This is a genomic window from Mesorhizobium sp. M1396, assembly GCF_040317725.1.
Taxonomy (GTDB): domain Bacteria; phylum Pseudomonadota; class Alphaproteobacteria; order Rhizobiales; family Rhizobiaceae; genus Mesorhizobium.
Genome location: NZ_JAMYLA010000016.1, coordinates 40,497 through 62,147 on the forward strand (window position 1 = coordinate 40,497; position 21,651 = coordinate 62,147).

A 21,651-nucleotide genomic window follows, 5' to 3' on the forward strand; every position below is an offset into this window, starting at 1 on the left:
CAATTTCGAGGCGATCCGCGATGCTCCGACAAATCTCCGAAGATGTCCGCGTCAATCTGAAAGACCGGCTGCGGGAAGTCCGCGACGTGATACGCCAGAGCCGCCATGACGGCAGCGGCGACGTCAGTGTCCTGCGCGAAGCAACCAGCCATCTGCCGTCGTTTCCGGGCAAGGGCATCGAAGGCCTGCTCAGTCATGCCGCGAGCGCCGTCGACGAAGCGCTGTCGATCGCTGAATCCTTCGTCCCGCATGAGCGCCCGATAAAGGTGGACGGCACGACCGTAAAAGGCCTCGGCACCTATTTTCCGGTCGGCAACGAGGATCGCCAGTTGAGCGCGGAGCGCCTGTTCCGGCGCGATATGTACTATCTGACCAAGGCGGTGCTTGCCGGCCTGAACATCGACAATGCCCGCATCCACGAAGCCGATTTCGCGGCCGTCCATGCAACGATGCGCAAGCGGCATGGCGACCTTTTGGCCGCATTGGCCGCGCCGGGCGCCGGACTGCAGGCGATCGCGGCCATTTGTTCGGCGTTGCTGGTCGAGTGCCTCAACCAGCGTCCCGTTCGCTTTGCCGAGACCGCGCCGGAAACGCCGGCGGTGGGCGGCCAAGCGCTCGACATAAGCTGCCTGGCGCCGCTCGCTTTGGCTTGCGGCCTGGCCACCACCGGCAGGGACGGTTCGCCGGAGCCGGATATGCTGGAGATCGCGATCCTGGCAGCCGATATCCGCCACGACCGCATCGTTCAGGCCTGCGCCAGGGCGAACCCGATCAGTGAATTGACACCGGTTTTCGCCACCTTGCTTGCCCATTTGCCGTAATTATCGAGACCTCGGCTAGCCTTCCGCCGCCATCGCCATGATCGTTTTCTTGGCGCGCTGGATCGAGGCCGGGCTCATCGAGAGTTCGGTCAGCCCCATCCTCACGAAGGTCGCAATGAGATCGGGGCGGCCGGCCGCCTCACCGCACATGCCGACCATGATGCCGGCGGCGACGCCGGCTTTGGCCGTCATGTCGATCGCCGCCATGACGGCCGGATTGGTGACATCGTTGAGCTTCGCCACGGTCGGGTTGAGCCGGTCGGCGGCCATGATGTACTGGGTGAGGTCATTGGTGCCGATCGAGAAGAAAGCGACCTCCCTGGCCAAAGCCGGGGCGATCAGCACGGCGGCCGGGGTTTCGATCATCACGCCGAGATCGAACGTCGCATGTGGCACGCCTTCGGCTTTCAGTTCGGCGGCGCATTCATCGACCAGAAGCCGCGTCTGCCTGACCTCACCAATATCGGACACCATCGGCAGCATCACCTTGATGTTGCCGTGCACGGCCGCCCGCAGCAGCGCCCGCAGCTGGCGCTTGAAGATGTCGGGCCGGTCGAGGCACATGCGGATGCCGCGCCAGCCGAGGAAGGGGTTTTCCTCATCGGGAAATTCGATGCCGGTAATCGGCTTGTCGCCGCCGATGTCGAGCGTCCGCACGATGACCGGATACGGCGCAAAAGCCTTGGCCAGCGCCGCGTAGGTTTCCGCCTGCATGTCTTCCGAGGGCAGGTGCATGTGGCGCATGAACAGAAGCTCGGTGCGGAACAGGCCGACGCCCATGGCGCCGGCCTCCAGCGCCGCCTCGATTTCCTCCAGCGAGCCGATATTGGCCGCGACTTCGATGATCCTGCCGTCGGCGAGCTTCGGCGTCACCGTCTTGAAGACGGTCAGCCCGGCGCGCTCCCTTGCCGCCGCTTCGACGCGGCCGGCGAAGTCGGCGCGGGTCGCCTCGTCGGGGTCGATGATCACATGGCCGGCATTGCCGTCGAGCGCGACTTCTCGCGCCGTGCGCAAGGCATTGACCTGATGGCCGAGGCCGAGCACCGCCGGAATGCCGTGCGAGCGGGCGATAATGGCGATGTGCGAGGTCGCGCCGCCATGGCCGCAGACCACGCCGCCGATGCGCTTTAGCGGCGCGCGCGCCAGATCCCAGGCGCCGATGTCGTCGGCAATCAGGATAGCCCCTTCGGGGATGTTTTCGAGGCTGACATCGTCCTGCCCCAGCAGCACTAGGCAGATCTGCCGGCCGACCGCATGGACGTCGTCCGCCCGCGCGTTGAGATAGTGATCGTCGACAGCGCCGAAATCGGCGGCGATGGTGGAAGCTGCTGTGATGACAGCCGAAATCGCATCGTTGCCGCCCTTGATCAAGGTCTCGGCCTCGCCGGTCAGGCTGTCGTCGGCGGCGATGTCACGAAGCGCGGCGACGATGCCGCGGTCTCCAGCCGACAGGCTGTCCTGCGCCAACGCATGGTCCATGCGCGCCTGGACGGCGCCAACGGCGGCGCGGAACCTGTCGATCTCGCCGGCAATCTCCTCCGCCTGCAACATGCGGCCCTGTCCGGCAATATCGGGCGGGAAATGCGCGAAGGCCGGTCCGATGGCGAACCCTTCGCTAGCGGCCACGCCGCGCAAGCCGGTTGCTCGACCAAGCGCCGCCGGCACGGATTCGGGCGCTGGCGCGGGTGCCATTTCCTGCCCATTCGCCGGGCTCTGCGACTCAGCTTCATCATCCAGGCCCGCTCGCGGATTTTCCAGATAACCGATCAACGCCTCGATGGCCTCGATGGCGTCGGCGCCATTGGCCCGCACAGTGACTTCCTGGTTCTCCTTGACCGCCAGCAGCATGAGCTTGACTGAGCTCTTGGCGCTGACCGCCTTGCCGTCCTTGACCAGCTCGACATCGGATTCGAAACCCTTGGCGAGTTTGACGAACCGCGTCGCGGGACGGGCGTGCAAACCTTCATGCACTCTGACGATGGTCGAGCGTTCCATGGCAAATACTCTGCTTTTCTTGGCGCCACTGCCAGACGGGTGACGGCGCGGACACTGTCAGGCGGCGATGGTGATGATCGTGCCGGTCTTCAGGGCGGTCACGAGCGCTTCCGGATCGACCGGCGATGCGCAGATTTCCCCTGGCCTCTCGGCCTCGGCGGCGCCGTTGAACGAGATGACGACATGGCCCATTTCAAGCACCTTGCTCCAGGCGCTGGCGCCGATCGCCGTTATGACAGCGGAAACCGGGCCGAGGGTGATCGACGCGCCCTTTTGAGGCGCGCCGTCGCTGGGTCCGTATTCCGTCTTGTGGAGCACGGAAACTTCTGCAAGCTCCGGCGGCGAGCCATCCGCAAACAGTATGACCACGCCCGCTTCGGCGAGGTCCGCCACTTCGGGGCCGATGGCGGTGACCCGTGTTCTCAGAAGAACCGTCATATGGCGAACCTCATTGTGTACCTGTCTTCAGAACACGATCAGGCTGACGACCCAGGCGATCAGCACCGAGACCGGGCCCATGATCTGGCGGCTGATGAGCACCGCCGGAACCCCGATTTCGATCGTCTTCGGTTTGGCTTCACCGAGCGCCAGACCGACGGGGACGAAGTCGCAGCCCACCTGGGTATTGTAGGCAAACAGCGCCGGCAGCGCCATTGCCGGCGAAATCGTGCCGTTGGCGATCTGCGGGCCGATGATGGCGACGCCGATGACCTGCGCGATAACAGCGCCCGGCCCGAGGATGGGCGACAGGAACGGCAGGCCGCAGATCGCCGAGATGATCAGCAGGCCGACGATGTTGTTGGCCAGCGGACCCATCGGCTGTGCCAGCACATCGCCGATACCGGTGTAGAGGATCAGGCCGATGAGCATGGTCACGAAGGCCATGAACGGCAGCACGTTGCGGATGACCTGATCGATGGTGCGGCGGCCGGCGTTGAAGAAGATGCCGACGATACGACCCATGACGCGGCCGATCGTGCTGATGAGGCCGATCAGCCCGCCCTCGCTAGGCAGCGCCGTCGGCGTCGCATTGGTGTTGCTCGAACTCATCGCTGCTGCTCCCCCTGCAGTCGTGACCGTTTCGGATCCGTCCGCCATTGTGATGTTGGCCGGCTTTACGCCCGAAACGTAGATGTCCTCGGTGATGAACTGGGCCAGCGGCCCGGATTGACCGACCGGCGTCAGATTAACGGTCGGGATACGCTTGCGCGGATAGACGCCGCATCGTGCGGTGCCGCCGCAGTCGACGACGACAACCGCCATCTCGCTTTCGATCGGCGGCGCCCTGAACCCGTCGACGGCTTCGGCACCAGTCATATCGGCGATGAGTTGCGCCACGGGATGAATGCCACCGCCGGTCACCGAAACAACCTTGCTTCGCTGCGCGGTCGGCTCGATGACCAGCGGGCCACCCCAGCCGGTCTTGCCCTGGGAAATCCGTACGGCTTTGTATGTCCTGTCCATGATGTCCTCCCCGCCCTTACAACTCGACGCCCTGGCGGCGCGCCATGATGGCGGTGATGCGTTCGGTCAGCATGCCCTTGAGCAGGATGATGACGAGACCGACGATGGCGTACCAGATCGCCACCTTGACGTGGTAGCCGGCCACGACGACGCCCTTCTTCTCCAGCTCCAGCAACGCGACGAGAATGCCGCCCCAGACGAAATATTCGCCGGGATTGATGTGCGGGAACAGGCCGAGCGGCGGGTGCACATAGGACACGGCCGCGTCATAGAAGGCCGGCTTGTGCTTTTCTTCCAGGAACGATCCGAACGTATAGGCCATCGGATTGGTGAGGAAGAACACCGCAAGCAGCGGCAACAGCGTGTAGCGGGTCAGTGCGATCCGGCCGGCGCCGCGCGCCAGGCCATGCACGCGCTCTTCGCCGACCAGTTCGGTGACGGCATAGAAGGCCGTCATCAGCACCACCAGCGTCGGAATGATGCCGGTGACGAAGCCGGCGAAGACCTCGCCGCCCTTCTGGAAGATGCCGATGAAGTACTTGCCGATGGCGGTCAGCCAGCCGAGTTGCTCTTCCTGCTGAACGTCTTTCAGCTTTTCCTTGAACTCATCGACGGTGATGGGTCCGCTGTCCGCTTGCGCCAGGACAACGAGATGGTCGGAGGCATGCTCGACGGCGAGCTTGCCATGCAAAGCAGCATCCGAGACCATGGCACCTGCGACATGCAGATTGTGCACGGCCATGTCGGCATGCTGCGCCAACAACGAAAATACAGACATTTCTCCTCCTTATGCCGCCCGCCGGTTAATCCCAGTCGGTGCGCGGCGTCCTCTCGTCCTCTAGGCCCTTGCTACGTTCAAACCGGACAGACCCGGCTTCTTCCCCGGCTCCGACCGTGTTTTGTCGATCTGTTCGATCGCCCGTTTCACGGCCTCGGCCACACCGGATTCCCCCTCCCCCATGATTGCAGGGTTGGACCGGAGCCGATCGAGGGGAACGCCCTCGAACTCTTCATGTCTTTTGAATTTGGTGAACACGGAACGGCCGCTCATCACCATCAGGCGGCGCACGACCAGATCGGGTGTCACCACGACAAGCGCGATGGTGCCCTTGGCCAATCGACCGCGAAAATTGCCGGCTCCGACGAAGCCATCCTTGTACTGATCGGTGACGCCCCTGAAAACGTCAGAATAGTGCCGCATCTGCAGCCAGACGCCGAGCGATTGCAGCGCCCACACGATAACCAGCAGAAGCAGTCCCCACTGCCAAATCGCCATTCGGTTCTCCTCCCGAAGCCTCAGTTGAACCGCACCTTGGACCAGCACGCGACAACAGCAAAGTGAGAACATTTGTTTCCGAGAATGTCAATATGTATGATATTGACCTTATCTGCCATCATCCACAGGGACGCTGACAGATTTCGGCGACGGCACCATTGTGCTACCCTGGCCGGGAAACAGGATACGAGGAATATGGATCTGCCCTTTAGGGACGAACTGGCCTTGATGCCCGACCTTCGCCATCGGTTGCGGCAGCTGCGCTGGTTCCGCGCCACCTTTCGCGGCAGCGCCAAGGTGGTTTCGGAGACTTTTGGCGTGCGCTTTGAAATCGACGAGGCCAAGCTCACCAGGGCCTTTCTCGACTGGGTCGAGATCATGGAGGCGCAGAAGCGCTTCGCCGCGATCGACCGCGCCGACTTCATCGTCTTTGCCGCCGGCCTCGTGCTGCGCGAGCTGATCAAACAGGCGCCGGCCAGGGAAATCTCCGGCCTCACTCAGCTGATCGAGACGGAAACGAATGCCGGCACGCTGGAAATCGTCCGCTTCTGGCCGGAGGGTTTCTTCTACACCAACTACTGCGTCTCGGTGATTTCGGCGATCCACGAGCAGGAATTCGGCACGGCACCCAGCATCGACAAATGCGCCGACGACCTGCGCACCTGGTGGTCTTATCGCGAGAACGTGACCGAGGTGCCGGCGTATGCGGTGGCTTTCCTCGACCGCTTCCTCGGCGCCGAGCCGAACTGGATAACGCCGGATCGAGCGCAGTCCCGGCAAGCCATGCAACGGGCGCTCGGGACTTCCCGTGCGAGCGATGGGCTGCGCCAGCTTTGAGCCCGTCGGCTTGTGGCCCAAACACCCGCGCTATTGAACATTTGATTTTTTGCCGATAGCGATGTGCGGAATTGACTCGATGGAGAAGCGCGTGGCGCGACCAAGGCCTATTATTTTCGATTGCGACGGCGTTCTCGTCGACAGCGAACCGCTGGCCGCCAGGGCCTATGAGCGCGTCTATGAAAAGCACGGCATGCCCGGCGTCCATGGCGGCATTATCGCCCAATGCGTCGGCATGAAGCAGTCCGACATCATCGCCAAGATCAAGGATTTGACCGGCCACCAGTTTCCGGCGGCGGCGGATGACGATATCTGGGCCGAGACCAAGGTGGTGTTTTCGCAGGAATTGAAACCGACACCGGGCATCACCGCGTTTCTGCGGACTCTTGCCGGCGACCGCTGCGTTGCCTCGTCATCCTCCGTCGAGCGCATCAACCACAGCCTGGCCGTTACGGGACTGGCGCGATTTTTCGGCGATGCGATCTACAGCTCCTCGATGGTCAAGAACGGCAAGCCCGCGCCGGACATTTTCCTGTTCGCCGCCGACAAGATGGGCGCCAACCCCGCCGACTGCATCGTCATCGAGGATTCGCCCTTCGGCATCCAGGGCGCCGTCGCCGCCGGGATGACGGCGATCGGCTACACCGGGGGTGGTCATACCTACGCCGAACATGGCGCACGGCTGATGGCGGCGGGTGCCGATTTCGTCTGCGTCGACTGGCATGAAGTTAGCCGGCAATTGGCTGGACTCGGTGTTCCTGCCTGATCTGCTAGCGAACAGGCAGTCCAAGACGGACCCAATCGCCAGGCGGGATCACTGGCCCGACACGGAAATTGAAAGACAAGACCCTCGTCGCATCGCTGTCGACCTCGCACCGGAAGCCCAGATGATACCAGGTGGTTGTCGTGCGGAAGGCTACATCGGGGGCGTCGAGGATATTGCCGGCCTTCAGCGGAACACTTGGGATCAGCTCGGGGAAATAGGAGGCATCCAGCAATTGCTGCTGCAACGCGCTGGCGCAAAGTTTGGCTGCCCGCTTGCCGCGAGGCACTCCGGCCATCGAGCTTGTGGCCGACGCGTCGCCGGTCGCGCCCTGTGAGTAGAGCTTGCGGACGCCCGGAAGGTCCGAATAGCGCCGCGATGCAGCGGCTACGTCCGTGGAACTTGGCCTCCTAGCGCTCTCGCTTGCGGACTTCGAGACCTTTGAAGGCTCGGGCTTTGGCGCATTTGCAGGCCTGGGCTTCGGCGCTTCGGCTGATGTGGGAAGCTCGATTGTGGGAAGCTCGGCCTCACTGTCGCTACCGGCCGTAGCCAATGGCGTTGGTGCCTCGGCCGTTTGCTTGTTTGCGTCGTGCGCGTCTTGTTCGACTGCCTGCTGTTTGTCTACGTCCTGGGCTGAAGCTGCCTGTTTCTCCTGCGTGGGCTCGGCCTGCTTGGCTGCGGTTGCCGGCTTCTCGCCGACTCTGGTTGAATCTGCCGGCGCGATGGATTTTTCCTCTGCCTGCTTCGGCACGACAGGCTTCGAATCCTCATCCTTGGCCGGCGCGGGCGAATTGTCTTCAGCGCTGGCCCCATCCAGGGATTTCCTGGGGCCGCCATCCTTGTCGCCGAACTGAAAAACGGGCTTCAGGACTTCGATTGGAGGGGGCTTGCGCGCCTGCTTTTCCGACGGAGGCGGTTTTTCAACTTTCTGTTCGGGCGGCTTTTCAACCTTCGGTTCCGGCGGCTTAGGGGGCAACACGGGAGCAGGTCTCGGCTTCGGCTGCTCGGGCGGAGGCACGAGCGCGACATTGACTGGCTGCTCCTCCTGCGGCTGTTCCGGAGGCGTGGGTATGCCATATACCAGGAGCGCCGCGACAAGCGCATGCAGGATCAGCGATGCGGGGATGCCCCACAACAGATTCCGACGCCGTTCTCCTGTCTCGCCCTTCATCCTGACCGATGTGGAATGAAATAGCGGCGGCTTCAAGCATAAGCACTGGATTGGCGCAATTTGGCCGCTGACAGGTTGGTGATCTGGATCACCACGCGCAGGGCCTTGCTATCGAGGCGCGACTCAACAAGCGGCCGCCCGTCCGATTTCATCAGACCTGGGATCAGCTAGCTTGCTGCGGGCCCAGGACCCCGTTCAGAAGCCCCTGGTCCAGCCGCGTTTCTCCAAACCAGTTCAGCCGGTTGATGCTGATGAAGCCTGCATCGATCGCCGCGTTTTCGTCGCCCGGCTGGCTGGCATGGTCGCGGCCGCGCGGAATGGTGATGACCGTGCGATTTCCATCGCTCTCCACGATCTCGGCCTTGCGGGCGATCTTGTCGCGGCCGATGCGCGGCTGCCTGACTTCGGCCGGCAGAGAAGTCGGCAGGTTGATGCTCAACCAATGGCCATCCGTCGCCCAGTCGGCACGCGACCGCCACAGTGAGGCGATCAGCGTGCCCAGCCACTGGTCATCGGCATCGGTGAAGTGAGGGTTCTTCACGCGAGAGAAGCCTATGGCAGGCACGCCCCAGAAGGTCGCCTCCCGGGCAATGCCGAGCGTGCCTGAATAAGCGAGATCCTCGGCGACGTTGCGGCCGTCATTGACGCCCGCCAGCACCAGGTCCGGCTTCCGCGCATCGGCAAACAGCCACGTCATTGCGCTCACCACGCAGTCGGCGGGCGTGCCGGAACAGGAATACCAGGCCGGCCTGACGCGCTGCATCGTCAAGGGCCGAGCGATCGTCAGCGACGAACCGGCGGCGGTGCGCTTGCCATCGGGCGCGACCACCCACACATCGTCGCTCAACAAGCCGGCGGCCTTGACGAGACGGGCAAGCCCCGGGGCTTCGATGCCGTCATCGTTGCAGATCAGAATTCTCATGGTTTTCTTGCCTCCGGCACCGTGATGCGCTGGCCGGTGCGGCATTGCGTGCGCAGCGGCGGGATGTGGCTTTTGAGATCATCGAGAAGATCGGCGGCGCAGGAATGACCGAGCGCCATAGGGCGCCCCGCTCCTTCCCAGATCTCGACATTGCCCGACAGCGTCGGATGGGTCGGCATGCGCACCCAGTCCGCCCGACCGGCCTTGTGCAACAGATCGCCCGGCGAGCCTGACGGCAGATGCCCGGTGAGCAGCACTGGAAAACCGGCCTGGTCGGCGCGCGGCAGCAGCCGCGACGAGGGTCCGGCCTCACCCATGCCGTCATCGGCAAGCAACGGCAGCGACGGCAGGGGATCGGCATCGGTCCAGTCGGCTGCATCCTGCAAGCGGCGAAGCAAGATCTCCGAGACACCTTGTAACAGGGATGCGGTGGCGCCGATCTGCGCTTCCAGTGACGAACGCATGCCGGCATGGATGGCAAACGGTCCCGGCAAGGCCGCGATCAATTCGAGCGACCGGCCCGACAGCGGCGTCGGCAAAAGACACCCCTGCGGATGCTTCGCAACCCACTGCGAAATCTCGCGCGCCCGCGCCGCGCCCGGCACTGGATCGGCGCCGTAGGAGGCGTCGAGGACAAGAAGGTCGCATTGCGGGATCGTGTCCATGACGAAGACATTGCTGTCCGGCACCACGTCGGCGGAATAGGCAACGCGGCTTTCGCCATCATCGACGGCAAACCAGACGCCGCCAACGACATGCCCTGACCGTCCAGTCCTGATGGAGAGATTGCCGCTCTCCAGCGTATCGCCGGGCTCGAAAAGCTCGACGCGATCTTTTGGAAAGGGGAACTGCTTGAGATCATTGGGGTCCGCGTAGCCGGCAAGTGCGGCCGGAGCCTCGTCGCGGGTCTCGGCCGTCATGAAGATCGGGCCGACATAGCCGCGCGACAACAGCCAGCTCAGCGCGCCGATATGGTCCTCATGGGCATGCGACACGAGCAGCGCGTCGATGTCGGCGATCGACCCGTTCAGCGCCGGATAATATTCTGCTCCGGAAGCGCCGACCTTGATGCCGATGTCGAGCAGGATGCGATCGTTTCCGCTGCTGACAGCAAGACTGGTGCGGCCCTTTTCCCCAAAGCCACCGAACAGATCGAGCATCATCATGATACCGCCCCCACCGCCGGGATCAGCCAGCCGGATCGTATCCGCAGGCGCGCCTGGGCTCCGCTCTCCAGCACGACCGGGTCGGGCTGTTCGAAATGCAAGATGAGGTCGGGGCTGGCGAAAGGCGTGAATTCGATGCGCGCCGAGCCGCCCTGGTAGATCACTCGCTTGACCAAGCCGTCGAAACCAGGGCCGTCCGGCGACACGTCGAGATCGGCTGACCGGCAGCAGATCCTTGCGCCAGCGCGCGGCCGCTCGCCAAGCCGGCAGCGGACAACCAGCTCAGCGCCGAGAACCCGGACCTTGCAGTGACCTGCCTGTTCCGCGCCGAGCACATCGGCGGGCAGCAAAATACCTTGCGAAATGAAGGACGCCACCATTTCATTTGCCGGCTCATGATAGAGTTCGCGCGGCGTCGCCAGCTGGGCAAGGCGCCCGCCATCCATCACCGCGATGCGGTCGGCCAGCGCCATCGCCTCGGCCTGATCGTGGGTGATGTAGACGATGGTCGTGCCGGTGCGCTTGTGGAAGGACGCGAACTCGTCCTCCATCGAGGCCCTCAGATACACGTCGAGATTGGCGAGCGGCTCGTCGAACAGCACCAGCGAGGGCGCGGCGACAAGGCAGCGCGCCAGCGCCACGCGCTGGCGCTGGCCACCGGAAAGATTGGCCGGCCTGCGGTCGCCCAGTCCTTGCAGGTTGACCAGGGCGAGTGCGTCCTCAACCTTCCGGCGCGCAACCGCCGTGTCCAGCTTCGCCACCTTCAGCGAATAGCCGATGTTTTCTGCCACCGTCATGTGCGGCCACAGTGCATAGTTCTGGAAGACGATGCCGACGCGCCGCTGTTCCGGCGCGACACTGCCGCCCTTGCCCGACACGACCTCGCTGCCGATGCGGATTTCGCCTGATGTCACTTTCTCGAATCCGGCGACCAGCCGCAGCAACGTCGTCTTGCCGCAGCCGGAGGGCCCGAGCACCGCCAGGAACTCGCCGTCGGCGACATCGATCGACACGTCCTTCACCGCATCGAAATTGGCGAAGCTCTTGGTTACATTGTCCAGGCTCAATCGCGCCATGGCAGCACTCCGCTGGGAAGGTAGGGGGCAAGCAGATTGGTCACCAGCATCAGCACGAAGGTGACCGCCACCGTGATGACCGACATCGCCGCCGCGTAGTTGGAATCGCCGCCCTGCTCGAAAGAAAACATCACGACGCCGATCGTCTCCGAGCCCGACGACCACAGCAGCGCCGACACGGTAAGCTCGCTGAGCGCGGTCATGAAGATCAGCAGGCCGCCGGCGATTGCCGCGGGTGCGACGAGCGGAAAGATGATCGTGCGCATGCGCGTGAACAGCCCGGCGCCCGCCACTTGCGCAGCCTCCTCCAATGCCCGGTCGATCTGATGATAGCCGCTGATGGTTGGCCGCAGTGCCAGCACCAGGAAGCGGGCGAGGTAGGCGTAGAGGATGATCCAGACCGTGTTGTAGAGCTGGATGCCGGTCAGCGGGATCGGCCGCAGGAACAGCAGCAGCGAAGCGATCGCCAGCACCACGCCGGGCAAGGCATAGGGCAATTCGACCGAAAGGTTGAGCAACCGCACCCAGCGCTGCTTGCCCCAGGCGATCAGATAGCCGATCGGCACGGCGACGATGACCGCGAAGAAGGCAGCCGCGATCGATAGCCAGAAGCTGTTGAAGAAGGCGCGATTGGCCGCGTCATGCTCGAACAGCACGAAACGATAATTGTCGAGCGTTATCGTCTTGGCGGTGAGCGCAATGCCGTAACCCGGCACCAGCGACGTCAGCACTAGCCCGAACAGCGGCAGGACCAGCACCAGGACGACCAGCAGCCACATGCCGGCCTGGACGGCGGGCCGCCACCGGCCGAGTTCATAGGGATCAGCCGCCAGCGATGTCGAGCTGATGCGATAGTCGCGGCGGCGGCTCATGACCTCCTGGGCCAGAATGCCCGCCATGGCGATGACGCCGATCAGCACCGACAGGAATGCGGTTTCGCCCAGCACGGCGGGGCCGCCGCCGGCCAATTTTTGATAAATCAGCGTTGGCAGCACGAGATAGTTGGCGGGAATGCCGAGGAAGGCCGGAATACCGAAATTGCCGACGCAGGACACGAAGGCGAGTGCCGCTGCCGCCATGATCGACGGCGTCATCAGCGGCAGCACGATGGTGATCAGCACGGTGAACCAGCCGGCGCCGCCCGCCCGCGCCGCCTCGACCAGTTCGCGCGGCAGCTTGCGCAGCCCGGCACGCACCAGGAGGAAGACCAGCGGGCCGTACTGCACGCCGAGCAGCAGAATGATGCCTGATGTGGAATAGAGCGGATTTTTGGTACCGAGCGGCGGTGCCGCGCCGAAGAGCTTGAGGAACGGACTTGCCGGGCCGAACAGTTGCAGCCAGGCCAGCGCCGTCACCTGTGGTGCGATCATCAAGGGCATGACGTAGCAGAGCACCAGGGCACCGCGGCGACGGATATCGGTCAGCGTGATGAGGACGGCCACCAGCGTTCCAGACAGCACCGCTAGCAGGGTGCCGCCGACGCCGACTACCAGCGTGTGCCAGGTCGCGATCCAGGTCGCTGGGCTGGCGAGCCCCACCCTTATCGCGGCGGTAGACAGCGTGCCGCCGGGTGCCACGATCTCCTTGATGAGGCGCAGCATCGGCAGCAGCGACAGCAGGACGATGACGATGGCTACCGCCGCCGTCAGGGCCATTTCCTGGCCACGGCTTTCCCTGATCCGTGTTGACATGGTTGCTTTTCCCTGGGGATCGATCGGCCGATGCGCTCGGATTTCACCCGTCAGGGATGCCGTTGTGACGGCATCCCGCCGGGATTGCCGGCTCAGCCGCCGAACAGTTCCGAGAACTTCGCCTTGTCGGCGTCGGTCTTGGTGACGATTGCCTTGGTGTCGAACGGCATCACCTTGATCTTGACGCCTTCCGGCAGCCATTCGGGGCGGCCGACCGAGGCGCGCGCCGGCAGATAGCCCATGGACAGTGCGAGCTTCTGGCCGTCGTCGGAAAGAATGAAGTCGACGAACTTCTTGGCGCCGTCGACATTCTTGGCGGTCTTCATGATGGCGACCGGTTCGGTCACCGCCGGCACGCCTTCGCTGGGGAACACGAACTCGACCGGCGAACCCTTCTTCTTGGCATTCATCGCCATGAAGTCGACCAGGATGCCATAGGGCTTCTCGCCTGATGCCACCGACTTCAGCACGGCGCCATTGCCGCGCACGCTGACGGTATTGTTGGCCTTCAGCTTCTGGAAGAAATCCCAGCCATAATTGGCATCGCCGACGAAGCCCGAAAGCAAATAGGCGGCCGCACCCGAATAAAGCGGGCTCGGCATGACCAGGCCATCGGCATAGACGGGCTTGGTGAGGTCGGCCCAATGCTCCGGCTTTTCAGCGGCCGCTGTGTTATAGACGATGCCGGTGGTGATCAGCTTGCTGCCGAAATAGGTCTTGTCGGCGTCATAGGCATCCGGCTCGATGCCATCAAGCTTTGCCTCTGGATAGGGCAGCAGCCGGTCGTCCTTCTTCAACAGCTCCATGCTGACCGCGTCGGCGATCAGAAGCACATCGGGCTGCGGGCTGCCGGCGGCGAACTCCGCCGCCATCTTGGTGAGGATGTCGCTTGTTCCGGAGCGATAGATGTTCACATCGATACCGGGCTGCGCTTTCTTGAACGCATCCACGGTCTTGGCCGCGTCGGCTTCAGGCTGTGATGTATAAAGCGTCAGTGTTTCGGCGTTTGCCACGCCGGCAAACAAAGTTGCCGCGAGCGCCAGCTGGCTGGCCAGCAGCTTGATGAAGTGCGTCTTCATGAGACCTCCTGTCTTTCTGTGCATGACCGGTCCGGCCCCTGGCCAGTTCCCCGTCTCTTCCTCCCTGCACGGCGCATATGACTGGTGGATGACACAGCGCGTGAAACCCACAAAATATGTTCATATGTACAATGTCAATTACAAATGAACAGGATTGTGCCACAGTCGACGCGCCGGAAACCGGCATCAGTTGACATCCGGCCGCCGTTTCTCCGAAGAGGGCATCCGGCCATGCCATGGCTCATGAAGGAGGAGGACCGATGCCCACGGAAAAACCCACACCGGCTCGCCTCCCGATGGTCTCGTCGGATCTCAACGTCAAGACGGCGTGGCTCTACTATGTCGAAGGCTTCACGCAGGAGCAGATCGCCGAAAAGCTCGATGTCTCCAGGGTGAAGGTCATGCGCACACTTGCCGCCTGCACCGCCGAAGGCATCGTCGTCACCATGATCAATGCCCCGACGGCCGAACAGGTCGGGCTCGAGCGCGCGCTTGAGAAGCGCTGGGGTCTCAACGCCGCCGTGGTCATCCCGACGCCTTCGGCGCATGACCATCTTGAAAAGGCGATCGGCCATGCCGTCGCCGCCTACCTCGGCGAGCAGATGCGGGACGGCATGACGCTGGCGATCGGCGGCGGCGCGACGCTGCATGCCAGCCTCGGTTTCCTCGCCCGCCGGCAGCTGAAGCGCGCCTCCGTGGTGGCGCTGGTCGGCAGCCTGCCGCACTCGCAATGGATCAATCCGTCCATCGTCGCCGCCAAGGTCGCCGATGTCTTCGATGTGGACAGCTACCAGATTACCGCGCCGGTGATCGTCGACTATTCCTCGCTGCGCGATCTCCTCTGGGCACAGCCGACCCTGCAGGACGTACGCCAGCGCGCGGCCGCCGCCGACATCGCGCTACTGACGGTGGGCGACATGTCGCCGGATGCCACCATCTTCCGGCACGGCATCGTGCCATCCTCGCTGATCGCCTCGCTGAAAGCGAAGGGCGCGGTCGCCAACATGCTGTGCTATTTCGTCGACGCCAATGGCGCGTTGGTCGACCATGAAGTCAACGGACGTGTCATGGCCATCGATCTCGATGTTGTCGCCCAGGTGCCGAACGTGGTGCTGGCCGCCGGCGGCAAGCGCAAGGTCGCGGCGATCCTCGCCGCGCTGAAAGCCGTCAGCACCAATGTGCTGATCACCGACAGCAATACGGCCACGGCGCTGCTTGCCAAGGGTGGCTGAAACGGCTTCGATCCGACGGGTTTTTACGAGCTATATCAGCCCGCGCTCGCGCAAAAAATCCTCGACGCCGACATGGGTCATGGACTCGAACTCGGCGATCGCCTCGGCCACCCGCTTGCGCTGGGCCGCCAGCAGCGTGAACACCTGCTTCATCTCGCCGGAAACGCCAAAACGGCTCCAGCGCTCTGCGATATGCAGGGGAAGGCCGATGTCGGCGCAGAACGCATCGAGGCTGTCATAGCCGAGGCCGACGACAAGCTGCTTCGTCTCCTCCGCCGACATGCGCGGCTCGAAGGCGTGATCGTGCAGTCGCTGCGCCACCAGCTTGATATCGGACGGCGACGCGCCCATGACCTTGCTGAACAGGGTTTTGACGTCAGATGGGTCGAATGCGGGCATGTTGGCCTCCGTGGATCGCAATCCATCTAGAACATGGGTCAAGGGTCGGCGCCTGACAAGTCGTTTCTGTTTGTGAGCCGGCGCATCATCTGGCGCCGGCTCCCGACAGGACCTACACGAGCAACCCTATCGGGTTCTCGATCAGCCGCTTGAAGGCGACGAGCAATTCGGCACCCAGCGCACCGTCGACGGCACGGTGGTCGGTCGACAGCGTCACCGACATCACGGTGGCTATTCTGATCTCGCCATTCTTGACCACAGCCCGCTCTTCGCCGGCGCCAACCGCCAGGATCGTCGCATGCGGCGGGTTGATGACCGCGGCAAAGTCCTTGATGCCGAACATGCCGAGATTGGACACCGCCGCGGTGCCGCCCTGATACTCTTCCGGCTTCAGCTTGCGGCTGCGCGCGCGACTGGCCAGATCCTTCATCTCGTTGGAGATGGTGGACAGCGTCTTTTCGTCCGCCTTGCGGATGATCGGCGTGATCAGCCCACCCGGGATCGACACCGCAACGCCGACATCGGCATGCTTGTGCTTGACCATGGCGCTTTCGGTCCACGACGCATTGGCATCCGGCACCGCCTTCAGCGCCATCGCCATCGCCTTGATCACCATGTCGTTGACCGACAGCTTGTAGGCGGGAGCCTCGCCCTTTTCGGTCTTCTTCACCGGCGCCGCCGCATTGATCTGCGTGCGCAGCGCCAAGAGCGCATCGAGTTCGCAGTCGAGCGTCAGGTAGAAATGCGGGATGGTGGTCTTGGCCTCGACCAGCCGGCGCGCGATGGTCTTGCGCATGTTGTCATGCGGGACCAGTTCGTAGGAGCCCGCTTCGAACAAGCGCAGCACGTCCCCCTCCCCGTTGAGGGGAGGGTGGCCGGCCAAAGGCCGGTCGGGTGGGGTCGCTTCGACCGGACTCGGCGCAAGGGCGGTGCCTTCTGAGGCGACCCCCTCCGTCCGCTTCGCGGACACTTCCCCCTCGAGGGGGGAGGAAAGTGCCGCATCGACATCGGCCTTCACCACACGGCCATGCGGGCCCGTGCCTGATACCGTTGAAAGGTTCAGGCCGGCTTCCCGAGCCAGTCTTCGTGCCAAAGGTGTCGCGCGGGTTCTCCCCTCCCCCTCGACGGGAGGGCGGCCGGCCGCAGGCCGGTCGGGTGGGGTCGGTTCGACCGGACGCGGCTCAAGGGCGGTGCCTCCTGAGGCGACCCCCTCTGTCGACTTTGTCGACATCTCCCCCTCGAGGGGGGAGATTGGCGCATAGCTTTCATCGTCGGCATAGATCCACGCAACAGCCGCGCCGACCGCGATATCGACACCTTCCTTGCCGGTGACATCGCGCAGGACGCCGCTGGCCGGCGCGTCGATTTCCATCGCCGCCTTGTCGGTCTCGATCTCGAACAGCACATCGCCCTTTTTGACCCTGGCGCCTTCCTCGGCGAACCAGCGCGAGATCTGTCCGGTCGCCATGTCCATGTCGACCTTTGGAAGAATGACTTCGGTCGGCATGGGCTAGCGAACCCCTTTCACGAGGGCGCGCGCGGCGGTGATGATGTCGGGAACCTGCGGCACCGTCGCTTTCTCGAGTTCCGGATTGTAGGGGATCGGCGTTTCGGCGCCGCCCAGCCGCACGATCGGCGCGTCGAGGTAGTCGAACGCCTCGCTCTCGGCGATCATGGCGCTGACCTCGGCGCCGATGCCCAGCGTCTTGACCGCTTCGTAGACGCACATCAGCCGCGACGTCTTCTTGACGCTGTCGATGACGGTCTGCTTGTCCATCGGCCGGATGGTTCGCAGATCGACGACTTCGACGTCGATGCCTTCGCTCTCCAGCGCGGCAGCGGCGTCGAGCGCCTTCTGCACCATGATCGAGGTGGCGACGATCGTCAGGTCGCAGCCCTCGCGGCGGATATCGGCCTTGCCGATCGGCACCGTGTAATAGCCTTCGGGCACCGGGCCCTTCGTCTTGTAGAGCAGCTTGTGCTCGAAGATCATCACCGGATCGGGATCGGCGACCGCCGCCAGCAGCATGCCCTTGGCGTCGTAGGGCGTCGCCGGCTGGATGACTTTCAGACCCGGCACATGGCCGAGCCAGGCCTCGAGGCTCTGGCTATGCTGGGCCGCCGCACCGGTGCCGGAACCGGCGGGAAAGCGCATCACCACGGGAACCGAGACCTCGCCACCCAGCATGAAGCGCATCTTGGCCGCCTGGTTGACGATCTGCTCCATGGCGAGCGTGGCGAAATCGGAAAACTGGAATTCGAAGATCGGCCGCATGCCGGTGAGGGCAGCGCCCACCGCGACGCCCGCACCGCCCAGTTCCGAGATCGGTGTGTCGATCACGCGGTCAGCGCCGTAACGTTCGACAAGATCGCCGGTGACCTGGAAGGCGCCGCCATAGACGCCGATATCCTCGCCCATCAGGAAGACGCGTTCGTCCATGTCCATGGCGATCGCCATGGCTTCCTGGATCGCCTGGGCGTAGCTCAGTTCACGCACCATCGCGTCCATCACGCCTGCTCCGTATAGACATAACTCCCGGTGTCGCGAACGTCGGGCGACGGGCTCGCCTTGGCGAACTCGATGCCGTCGGCGATCTCCTGCGCCACCGCGCCACGGATGGCCTCGATACCCTTGTCGTCGATGAAGCCGAATTCCCTGAGCTCGCTCTCGAACAGGGTGATCGGATCGCGGTTCGACATCCAGTCCTCGATCTCCTCCTTGGTGCGATAGCGGTTGCGGTCGCTCTTGGAATGGCCGCGATGGCGATAGGTCTTGGATTCGATCAACGTCGGCCCCTCGCCCGCGCGGGCTCGGGCGACGGCCTGATGCGACGCCTCGGCGACCTCAGAGAAGATGTTGCCGTCGACGATGACGCCCGGCATCGAATAGGCGGCGGCGCGTTCGGCGATGTTCTTGACGGCGGTCGAGCGGGCCGTCGATGTCGACATGCCGTAGCCGTTGTTCTCACAGACGAAGATGACCGGCAGCTTCCAGATCGCCGCCATGTTGAGTGCCTCGTGGAAGGCACCTTCATTGTTGGCGCCGTCGCCGAAGAAGGAGACCACGACCTTGCCGGTCTTCATCATCTTGGAGGTGAGCGCCGCGCCGACAGCGATCGGGATGCCGCCGCCGACGATGCCGTTGGCGCCGAGATTGCCCTTGCCGACATCGGCAATGTGCATCGAGCCGCCGCGTCCCTTGCAGTAGCCGGTGGTCTTGCCGAAGAACTCGGCGAACATGCGCTTGACCTCGGCGCCCTTGGCGATGCAGTGACCATGGCCGCGATGCGTCGAGGTGATCTGATCATCCTCGGAGAGCGGCATGCAGATGCCCATGGCGCTGGCTTCCTGGCCGATCGACAGATGCATGGTGCCGTGGATGAGGCCGCGCGTGTAGCACTCCTCCGCGCCCTCCTCGAAGCGGCGGATGAGGTACATCTTGTAGAGCACCTGCCTGAGCTGCTCGGCGCTGTACTGGCGATAGACGAAGGGCAGGTTGGCGCGACTCTCAGTGACGGCTTTGCTGGCTCCGGCCATGATCACGCCCCCACGGACCCGTAGACGAGCTTGTCCTGGCGGGCGCGCAGTTCGGCGATCTTGGAGCCCGCCGCGGGAGCTGCATTCGCATAGGTAATGAGCTCGCCCTTCTTGATCGGCGCCGTGACCGAGCCGCCCTGCAGCAGGCCGCAGGGAATGGCCTTGGCGGCGCGCGCCTCCGGCGTCGTCATGATCCAGGCGCGGTAGCAATATTCGCCGATCGCATCGAGCTTCTCGCCGGGCTTCATATCCTTCTTGGCCACCGCGCAGACCTCGGCCACGGGCTTCGCCAGCGGCACCATGTCGGCCTTGCCGTAGAGCACGACGCGGGCGCAGGTCAGCGGCACTTCGAGCGAGGTCAGGTGATAGGGACGGTGGAAGGTGAAGTACGGGCCTTTGCCCATCTTCAGATCTTCCATGCGCTCCGAGATGCGCGGATGCGACATGTCGGCGACGACGAAGACGCCGGGCGCGACACCCTTGCCGATCGAATAATCGACGACGCCGACCTTCGACAGCACGCCGCCATCCTTCTGCGGCACCAGGACCTTGGACAATTCGCCGAGCGTCGCCGCCGGACCGTGCATGCCGGCCTTGTCGGGAACCAGCCCTGTGGCGTTGGCGATCGCCGCCATCTCGACCATGGTCTTGGAGCCATCGACGAATTCGACCAGCATGCGCACATTCATGTGCCGGCGCCGGGCTTCCTCCTCATAATCGGGGGGAATGGCATCGACGTTGAGCGGATTGTTCTTACCCTTGCCGGCGGCAACGATCGGGTGGCCCATGGCCGAGACGAACTCGATCAGCTCCATACAGGAGGACGGCTCGTCCCCGGCACCCAGCGAATAGGTGACGCCAAGGCGGTCGGCCTCGCTTTTCAGATAGGCGCCGATGGTGACGTCGGCCTCGACATTCATCATCACCAGATGCTTGCCATGCTCCATGGCGCGCAGTCCGATCTCGGCGCCGACGGCGGGAACCCCGGTGGCGTCGATGACGACGTCGATGAGATCATTGTTGATGACCAGGCTGGCATCGTTGGTGACCGCCACCTTGCCGGCCTCCATCGCCGCCGTCATCGCCGAGGCGTTCGAGACTTCGCGCGCATGCCCGGTTTCCTGGAAGGCGATATCGACCGCCTTGCTGGCTGCGGGCAGGTTCAGTTCGGAAATGGCGCCGATCTCGATGCCCGACATATGAGCGACGCGGGTGACGATGTCGGTTCCCATCTCGCCGGCGCCGATCAGCCCGATGCGGATAGGCTTGCCCGACTTGGCGCGTTCCTCGAGATCGCGGGCAAGACCCGTCAACGAAACATTGGAAGCCATATCGCTTATTCCTCCCACATTGCAGGCTTGTTCAATTGCCTGACGGGTATTGAACATATGTATTTCTGTCAAGACTAATGTCCATATTCCGTCGGCTTTTAGGCCACTTTCCCGGCAGTCCGGACGGGAGCGAAAAAGAGGCGGGGAATGCTCATTGTCGAGGTCGAGGTGCCATCCATCGACAGGCTGAACACATTGAGCGATCTCATCGCCACTCATGGCGGTGTCGAGGATTTGACAACCGCGATCGTCCTGCGCCGCGACATTGAGCGCGCCGTGGATTGAGCGCTTCGATCAGGCGCCTATTTGGCAATCTCGAGCAAGGACGATACGAGCAGCTCTCGTTCGTCCTTCGACAGGACATCCGCATCGAAGAGGTTCATGCTGCGCAACCCCTCAATGGCGAGATAGCAGACCAGCAGCGATTTGAGGTCTGGCGTCTCACCCTTCAGCCGCTCGAAAAGTTGCCGCTTGAATGTCTTTATCGGCGTCATGAAATCGGGATCCTCGGCGATCGCCGAGAATATCCAGGACGCGGACGGCCGCTTCTCCTCGCAATCATTGGCCGACAGCCTGATGTAGACGGCCAGCGGGTTTTCGTCCTTGTCATTCGCGCGGGCGGAGTCCAGCGCTTGCTCGAACTCGCGCAGATAGCCCTCGACCAACCCCTGCATCAATTTGGCCTTGGTCGGGAAATTGTAGAGCAGCCCGCCCTTCGATACGCCGGCGCGGCTGGCGACCGCTTCCAGCGACAGGCTGCCGGGCCCGGATTCCCGTGCGACGTCGGCCGCCGCGGCGAGAATCTTCTCGCGCGAGTTCGTTCGCTGGACTCTCATGGCGTCTCCCTTCGCAAACTTAGGCCCAATTGACAAGACCGTCCAGACGGTACAG

21 protein-coding genes and 1 pseudogene are annotated in these 21,651 nt (G+C 63.6%); 5 read left to right on the top strand and 17 right to left on the bottom strand.

Going from position 1 to position 21,651, the window contains the following annotated elements; genetic code table 11:
• The first annotated feature begins 20 nt into the window (after window positions 1–20).
• On the top strand, window positions 21–821 hold the full coding sequence (locus tag NKH02_RS12855) for a hypothetical protein (protein WP_352879153.1): 801 nt from the start codon (window positions 21–23) through the stop codon (window positions 819–821).
• Between the two features lie 15 nt (window positions 822–836).
• On the opposite strand, the gene ptsP is transcribed toward NKH02_RS12855, so the two are convergent.
• Genes ptsP through NKH02_RS12880 form a run of 5 tightly spaced genes read right to left on the bottom strand, consistent with a single transcriptional unit; the run spans window position 837 to window position 5,556 of the window.
• Entirely contained in the window at window positions 837–2,816 is a 1,980-nt protein-coding gene (gene ptsP / locus NKH02_RS12860) for a phosphoenolpyruvate--protein phosphotransferase (RefSeq protein ID WP_352879155.1), read from the bottom strand.
• 57 nt (window positions 2,817–2,873) lie between these two features.
• Window positions 2,874–3,254, bottom strand: coding sequence for a PTS glucitol/sorbitol transporter subunit IIA (locus tag NKH02_RS12865; protein WP_352879157.1), 381 nt, complete (start codon window positions 3,252–3,254; stop codon window positions 2,874–2,876).
• A gap of 27 nt (window positions 3,255–3,281) precedes the next feature.
• On the bottom strand, window positions 3,282–4,280 hold the full coding sequence (srlE, locus tag NKH02_RS12870; protein ID WP_352870712.1) for a PTS glucitol/sorbitol transporter subunit IIB: 999 nt from the start codon (window positions 4,278–4,280) through the stop codon (window positions 3,282–3,284).
• A 16-nt stretch (window positions 4,281–4,296) separates the two neighbouring features.
• On the bottom strand, window positions 4,297–5,058 hold the full coding sequence (gene srlA / locus NKH02_RS12875) for a PTS glucitol/sorbitol transporter subunit IIC (protein ID WP_352870710.1): 762 nt from the start codon (window positions 5,056–5,058) through the stop codon (window positions 4,297–4,299).
• Window positions 5,059–5,118: 60 nt separating this feature from the next.
• Window positions 5,119–5,556: a transcriptional regulator GutM gene (locus tag NKH02_RS12880; protein WP_352870709.1), complete on the bottom strand. Its 438-nt coding sequence runs from the start codon at window positions 5,554–5,556 to the stop codon at window positions 5,119–5,121.
• Window positions 5,557–5,751: 195 nt separating this feature from the next.
• Between NKH02_RS12880 and NKH02_RS12885 the strand changes: the two genes are divergently transcribed.
• The gene (locus NKH02_RS12885) at window positions 5,752–6,393 is read left to right on the top strand and encodes a hypothetical protein (protein WP_352879158.1); all 642 of its coding nucleotides are present in this window, start codon (window positions 5,752–5,754) and stop codon (window positions 6,391–6,393) included.
• Between the two features lie 91 nt (window positions 6,394–6,484).
• Window positions 6,485–7,159, top strand: coding sequence for an HAD family hydrolase (locus NKH02_RS12890; protein WP_352870707.1), 675 nt, complete (start codon window positions 6,485–6,487; stop codon window positions 7,157–7,159).
• 4 nt (window positions 7,160–7,163) lie between these two features.
• Here NKH02_RS12890 and NKH02_RS12895 read toward each other — a convergent pair whose 3' ends face one another.
• The 6 genes from NKH02_RS12895 to NKH02_RS12920 all read right to left on the bottom strand — a co-directional run bounded on the left by NKH02_RS12895 (window position 7,164) and on the right by NKH02_RS12920 (window position 14,261).
• Window positions 7,164–8,327 carry a DUF930 domain-containing protein gene (locus NKH02_RS12895; protein WP_352879258.1) on the bottom strand — a complete coding sequence of 388 codons (1,164 nt, stop codon included), beginning with the start codon at window positions 8,325–8,327 and terminating at the stop codon, window positions 7,164–7,166.
• Between the two features lie 163 nt (window positions 8,328–8,490).
• Window positions 8,491–9,249 carry a 5'/3'-nucleotidase SurE gene (locus NKH02_RS12900; protein ID WP_352879160.1) on the bottom strand — a complete coding sequence of 253 codons (759 nt, stop codon included), beginning with the start codon at window positions 9,247–9,249 and terminating at the stop codon, window positions 8,491–8,493.
• Entirely contained in the window at window positions 9,246–10,412 is a 1,167-nt protein-coding gene (locus NKH02_RS12905; RefSeq protein WP_352879260.1) for an MBL fold metallo-hydrolase, read from the bottom strand. The genes NKH02_RS12900 and NKH02_RS12905 overlap by 4 nt, the downstream gene beginning before the upstream one ends.
• Entirely contained in the window at window positions 10,412–11,491 is a 1,080-nt protein-coding gene (locus NKH02_RS12910) for an ABC transporter ATP-binding protein (RefSeq protein WP_352879162.1), read from the bottom strand. Before NKH02_RS12910 ends, NKH02_RS12905 begins: the two co-directional genes overlap by 1 nt.
• Window positions 11,479–13,182, bottom strand: a complete 1,704-nt coding sequence (locus NKH02_RS12915) for an ABC transporter permease (RefSeq protein WP_352879164.1) — start codon at window positions 13,180–13,182, stop codon at window positions 11,479–11,481. The genes NKH02_RS12910 and NKH02_RS12915 overlap by 13 nt, the downstream gene beginning before the upstream one ends.
• A 92-nt stretch (window positions 13,183–13,274) precedes the next feature.
• Window positions 13,275–14,261 carry an ABC transporter substrate-binding protein gene (locus NKH02_RS12920; RefSeq protein WP_352879166.1) on the bottom strand — a complete coding sequence of 329 codons (987 nt, stop codon included), beginning with the start codon at window positions 14,259–14,261 and terminating at the stop codon, window positions 13,275–13,277.
• A 260-nt stretch (window positions 14,262–14,521) separates the two neighbouring features.
• Here NKH02_RS12920 and NKH02_RS12925 point away from each other — a divergent pair, with 260 nt between their 5' ends.
• The gene (locus NKH02_RS12925; protein ID WP_352879167.1) at window positions 14,522–15,493 is read left to right on the top strand and encodes a sugar-binding transcriptional regulator; all 972 of its coding nucleotides are present in this window, start codon (window positions 14,522–14,524) and stop codon (window positions 15,491–15,493) included.
• A gap of 30 nt (window positions 15,494–15,523) precedes the next feature.
• Here the strand turns inward: NKH02_RS12925 and NKH02_RS12930 are convergent, their stop codons facing one another.
• The 5 genes from NKH02_RS12930 to NKH02_RS12950 form a co-directional block, all read right to left on the bottom strand.
• The gene (locus NKH02_RS12930; RefSeq protein ID WP_352879169.1) at window positions 15,524–15,892 is read right to left on the bottom strand and encodes a hypothetical protein; all 369 of its coding nucleotides are present in this window, start codon (window positions 15,890–15,892) and stop codon (window positions 15,524–15,526) included.
• Window positions 15,893–16,004: 112 nt separating this feature from the next.
• Window positions 16,005–17,399, bottom strand: coding sequence for a pyruvate dehydrogenase complex dihydrolipoamide acetyltransferase (locus tag NKH02_RS12935; protein ID WP_352879171.1), 1,395 nt, complete (start codon window positions 17,397–17,399; stop codon window positions 16,005–16,007).
• Window positions 17,400–17,402: 3 nt separating this feature from the next.
• Window positions 17,403–18,401, bottom strand: a complete 999-nt coding sequence (locus tag NKH02_RS12940; protein WP_352879172.1) for an alpha-ketoacid dehydrogenase subunit beta — start codon at window positions 18,399–18,401, stop codon at window positions 17,403–17,405.
• Window positions 18,401–19,429, bottom strand: a complete 1,029-nt coding sequence (locus NKH02_RS12945; RefSeq protein WP_352879174.1) for a thiamine pyrophosphate-dependent dehydrogenase E1 component subunit alpha — start codon at window positions 19,427–19,429, stop codon at window positions 18,401–18,403. Before NKH02_RS12945 ends, NKH02_RS12940 begins: the two co-directional genes overlap by 1 nt.
• Before the next feature lie 2 nt (window positions 19,430–19,431).
• On the bottom strand, window positions 19,432–20,760 hold the full coding sequence (locus tag NKH02_RS12950) for an NAD(P)H-dependent oxidoreductase (RefSeq protein WP_352879176.1): 1,329 nt from the start codon (window positions 20,758–20,760) through the stop codon (window positions 19,432–19,434).
• A 150-nt stretch (window positions 20,761–20,910) separates the two neighbouring features.
• Here NKH02_RS12950 and NKH02_RS12955 point away from each other — a divergent pair.
• Window positions 20,911–21,045 (top strand): annotated as a pseudogene (locus NKH02_RS12955) (Lrp/AsnC family transcriptional regulator); the annotation flags it as partial.
• A 17-nt stretch (window positions 21,046–21,062) separates the two neighbouring features.
• On the opposite strand, the gene NKH02_RS12960 reads toward NKH02_RS12955, so the two are convergent.
• Window positions 21,063–21,596, bottom strand: a complete 534-nt coding sequence (locus NKH02_RS12960) for a TetR/AcrR family transcriptional regulator (protein WP_352870695.1) — start codon at window positions 21,594–21,596, stop codon at window positions 21,063–21,065.
• Window positions 21,597–21,651 lie beyond the last annotated feature (55 nt).

Excerpts from the sequence above, each read along its gene's own strand:
- NKH02_RS12855 (WP_352879153.1), top strand. The coding sequence starts at position 21 with ATGCTCCGACAAATCTCCGAAGATGTCCGCGTCAATCTGAAAGACCGG.
- ptsP (WP_352879155.1), bottom strand. The coding sequence starts at position 2,816 with ATGGAACGCTCGACCATCGTCAGAGTGCATGAAGGTTTGCACGCCCGT.
- NKH02_RS12865 (WP_352879157.1), bottom strand. The coding sequence starts at position 3,254 with ATGACGGTTCTTCTGAGAACACGGGTCACCGCCATCGGCCCCGAAGTG.
- srlE (WP_352870712.1), bottom strand. The coding sequence starts at position 4,280 with ATGGACAGGACATACAAAGCCGTACGGATTTCCCAGGGCAAGACCGGC.
- srlA (WP_352870710.1), bottom strand. The coding sequence starts at position 5,058 with ATGTCTGTATTTTCGTTGTTGGCGCAGCATGCCGACATGGCCGTGCAC.
- NKH02_RS12880 (WP_352870709.1), bottom strand. The coding sequence starts at position 5,556 with ATGGCGATTTGGCAGTGGGGACTGCTTCTGCTGGTTATCGTGTGGGCG.
- NKH02_RS12885 (WP_352879158.1), top strand. The coding sequence starts at position 5,752 with ATGGATCTGCCCTTTAGGGACGAACTGGCCTTGATGCCCGACCTTCGC.
- NKH02_RS12895 (WP_352879258.1), bottom strand. The coding sequence starts at position 8,327 with ATGAAGGGCGAGACAGGAGAACGGCGTCGGAATCTGTTGTGGGGCATC.
- NKH02_RS12900 (WP_352879160.1), bottom strand. The coding sequence starts at position 9,249 with ATGAGAATTCTGATCTGCAACGATGACGGCATCGAAGCCCCGGGGCTT.
- NKH02_RS12905 (WP_352879260.1), bottom strand. The coding sequence starts at position 10,412 with ATGATGCTCGATCTGTTCGGTGGCTTTGGGGAAAAGGGCCGCACCAGT.
- NKH02_RS12910 (WP_352879162.1), bottom strand. The coding sequence starts at position 11,491 with ATGGCGCGATTGAGCCTGGACAATGTAACCAAGAGCTTCGCCAATTTC.
- NKH02_RS12915 (WP_352879164.1), bottom strand. The coding sequence starts at position 13,182 with ATGTCAACACGGATCAGGGAAAGCCGTGGCCAGGAAATGGCCCTGACG.
- NKH02_RS12920 (WP_352879166.1), bottom strand. The coding sequence starts at position 14,261 with ATGAAGACGCACTTCATCAAGCTGCTGGCCAGCCAGCTGGCGCTCGCG.
- NKH02_RS12925 (WP_352879167.1), top strand. The coding sequence starts at position 14,522 with ATGCCCACGGAAAAACCCACACCGGCTCGCCTCCCGATGGTCTCGTCG.
- NKH02_RS12930 (WP_352879169.1), bottom strand. The coding sequence starts at position 15,892 with ATGCCCGCATTCGACCCATCTGACGTCAAAACCCTGTTCAGCAAGGTC.
- NKH02_RS12935 (WP_352879171.1), bottom strand. The coding sequence starts at position 17,399 with ATGCCGACCGAAGTCATTCTTCCAAAGGTCGACATGGACATGGCGACC.
- NKH02_RS12940 (WP_352879172.1), bottom strand. The coding sequence starts at position 18,401 with ATGGACGCGATGGTGCGTGAACTGAGCTACGCCCAGGCGATCCAGGAA.
- NKH02_RS12945 (WP_352879174.1), bottom strand. The coding sequence starts at position 19,429 with ATGGCCGGAGCCAGCAAAGCCGTCACTGAGAGTCGCGCCAACCTGCCC.
- NKH02_RS12950 (WP_352879176.1), bottom strand. The coding sequence starts at position 20,760 with ATGGCTTCCAATGTTTCGTTGACGGGTCTTGCCCGCGATCTCGAGGAA.
- NKH02_RS12960 (WP_352870695.1), bottom strand. The coding sequence starts at position 21,596 with ATGAGAGTCCAGCGAACGAACTCGCGCGAGAAGATTCTCGCCGCGGCG.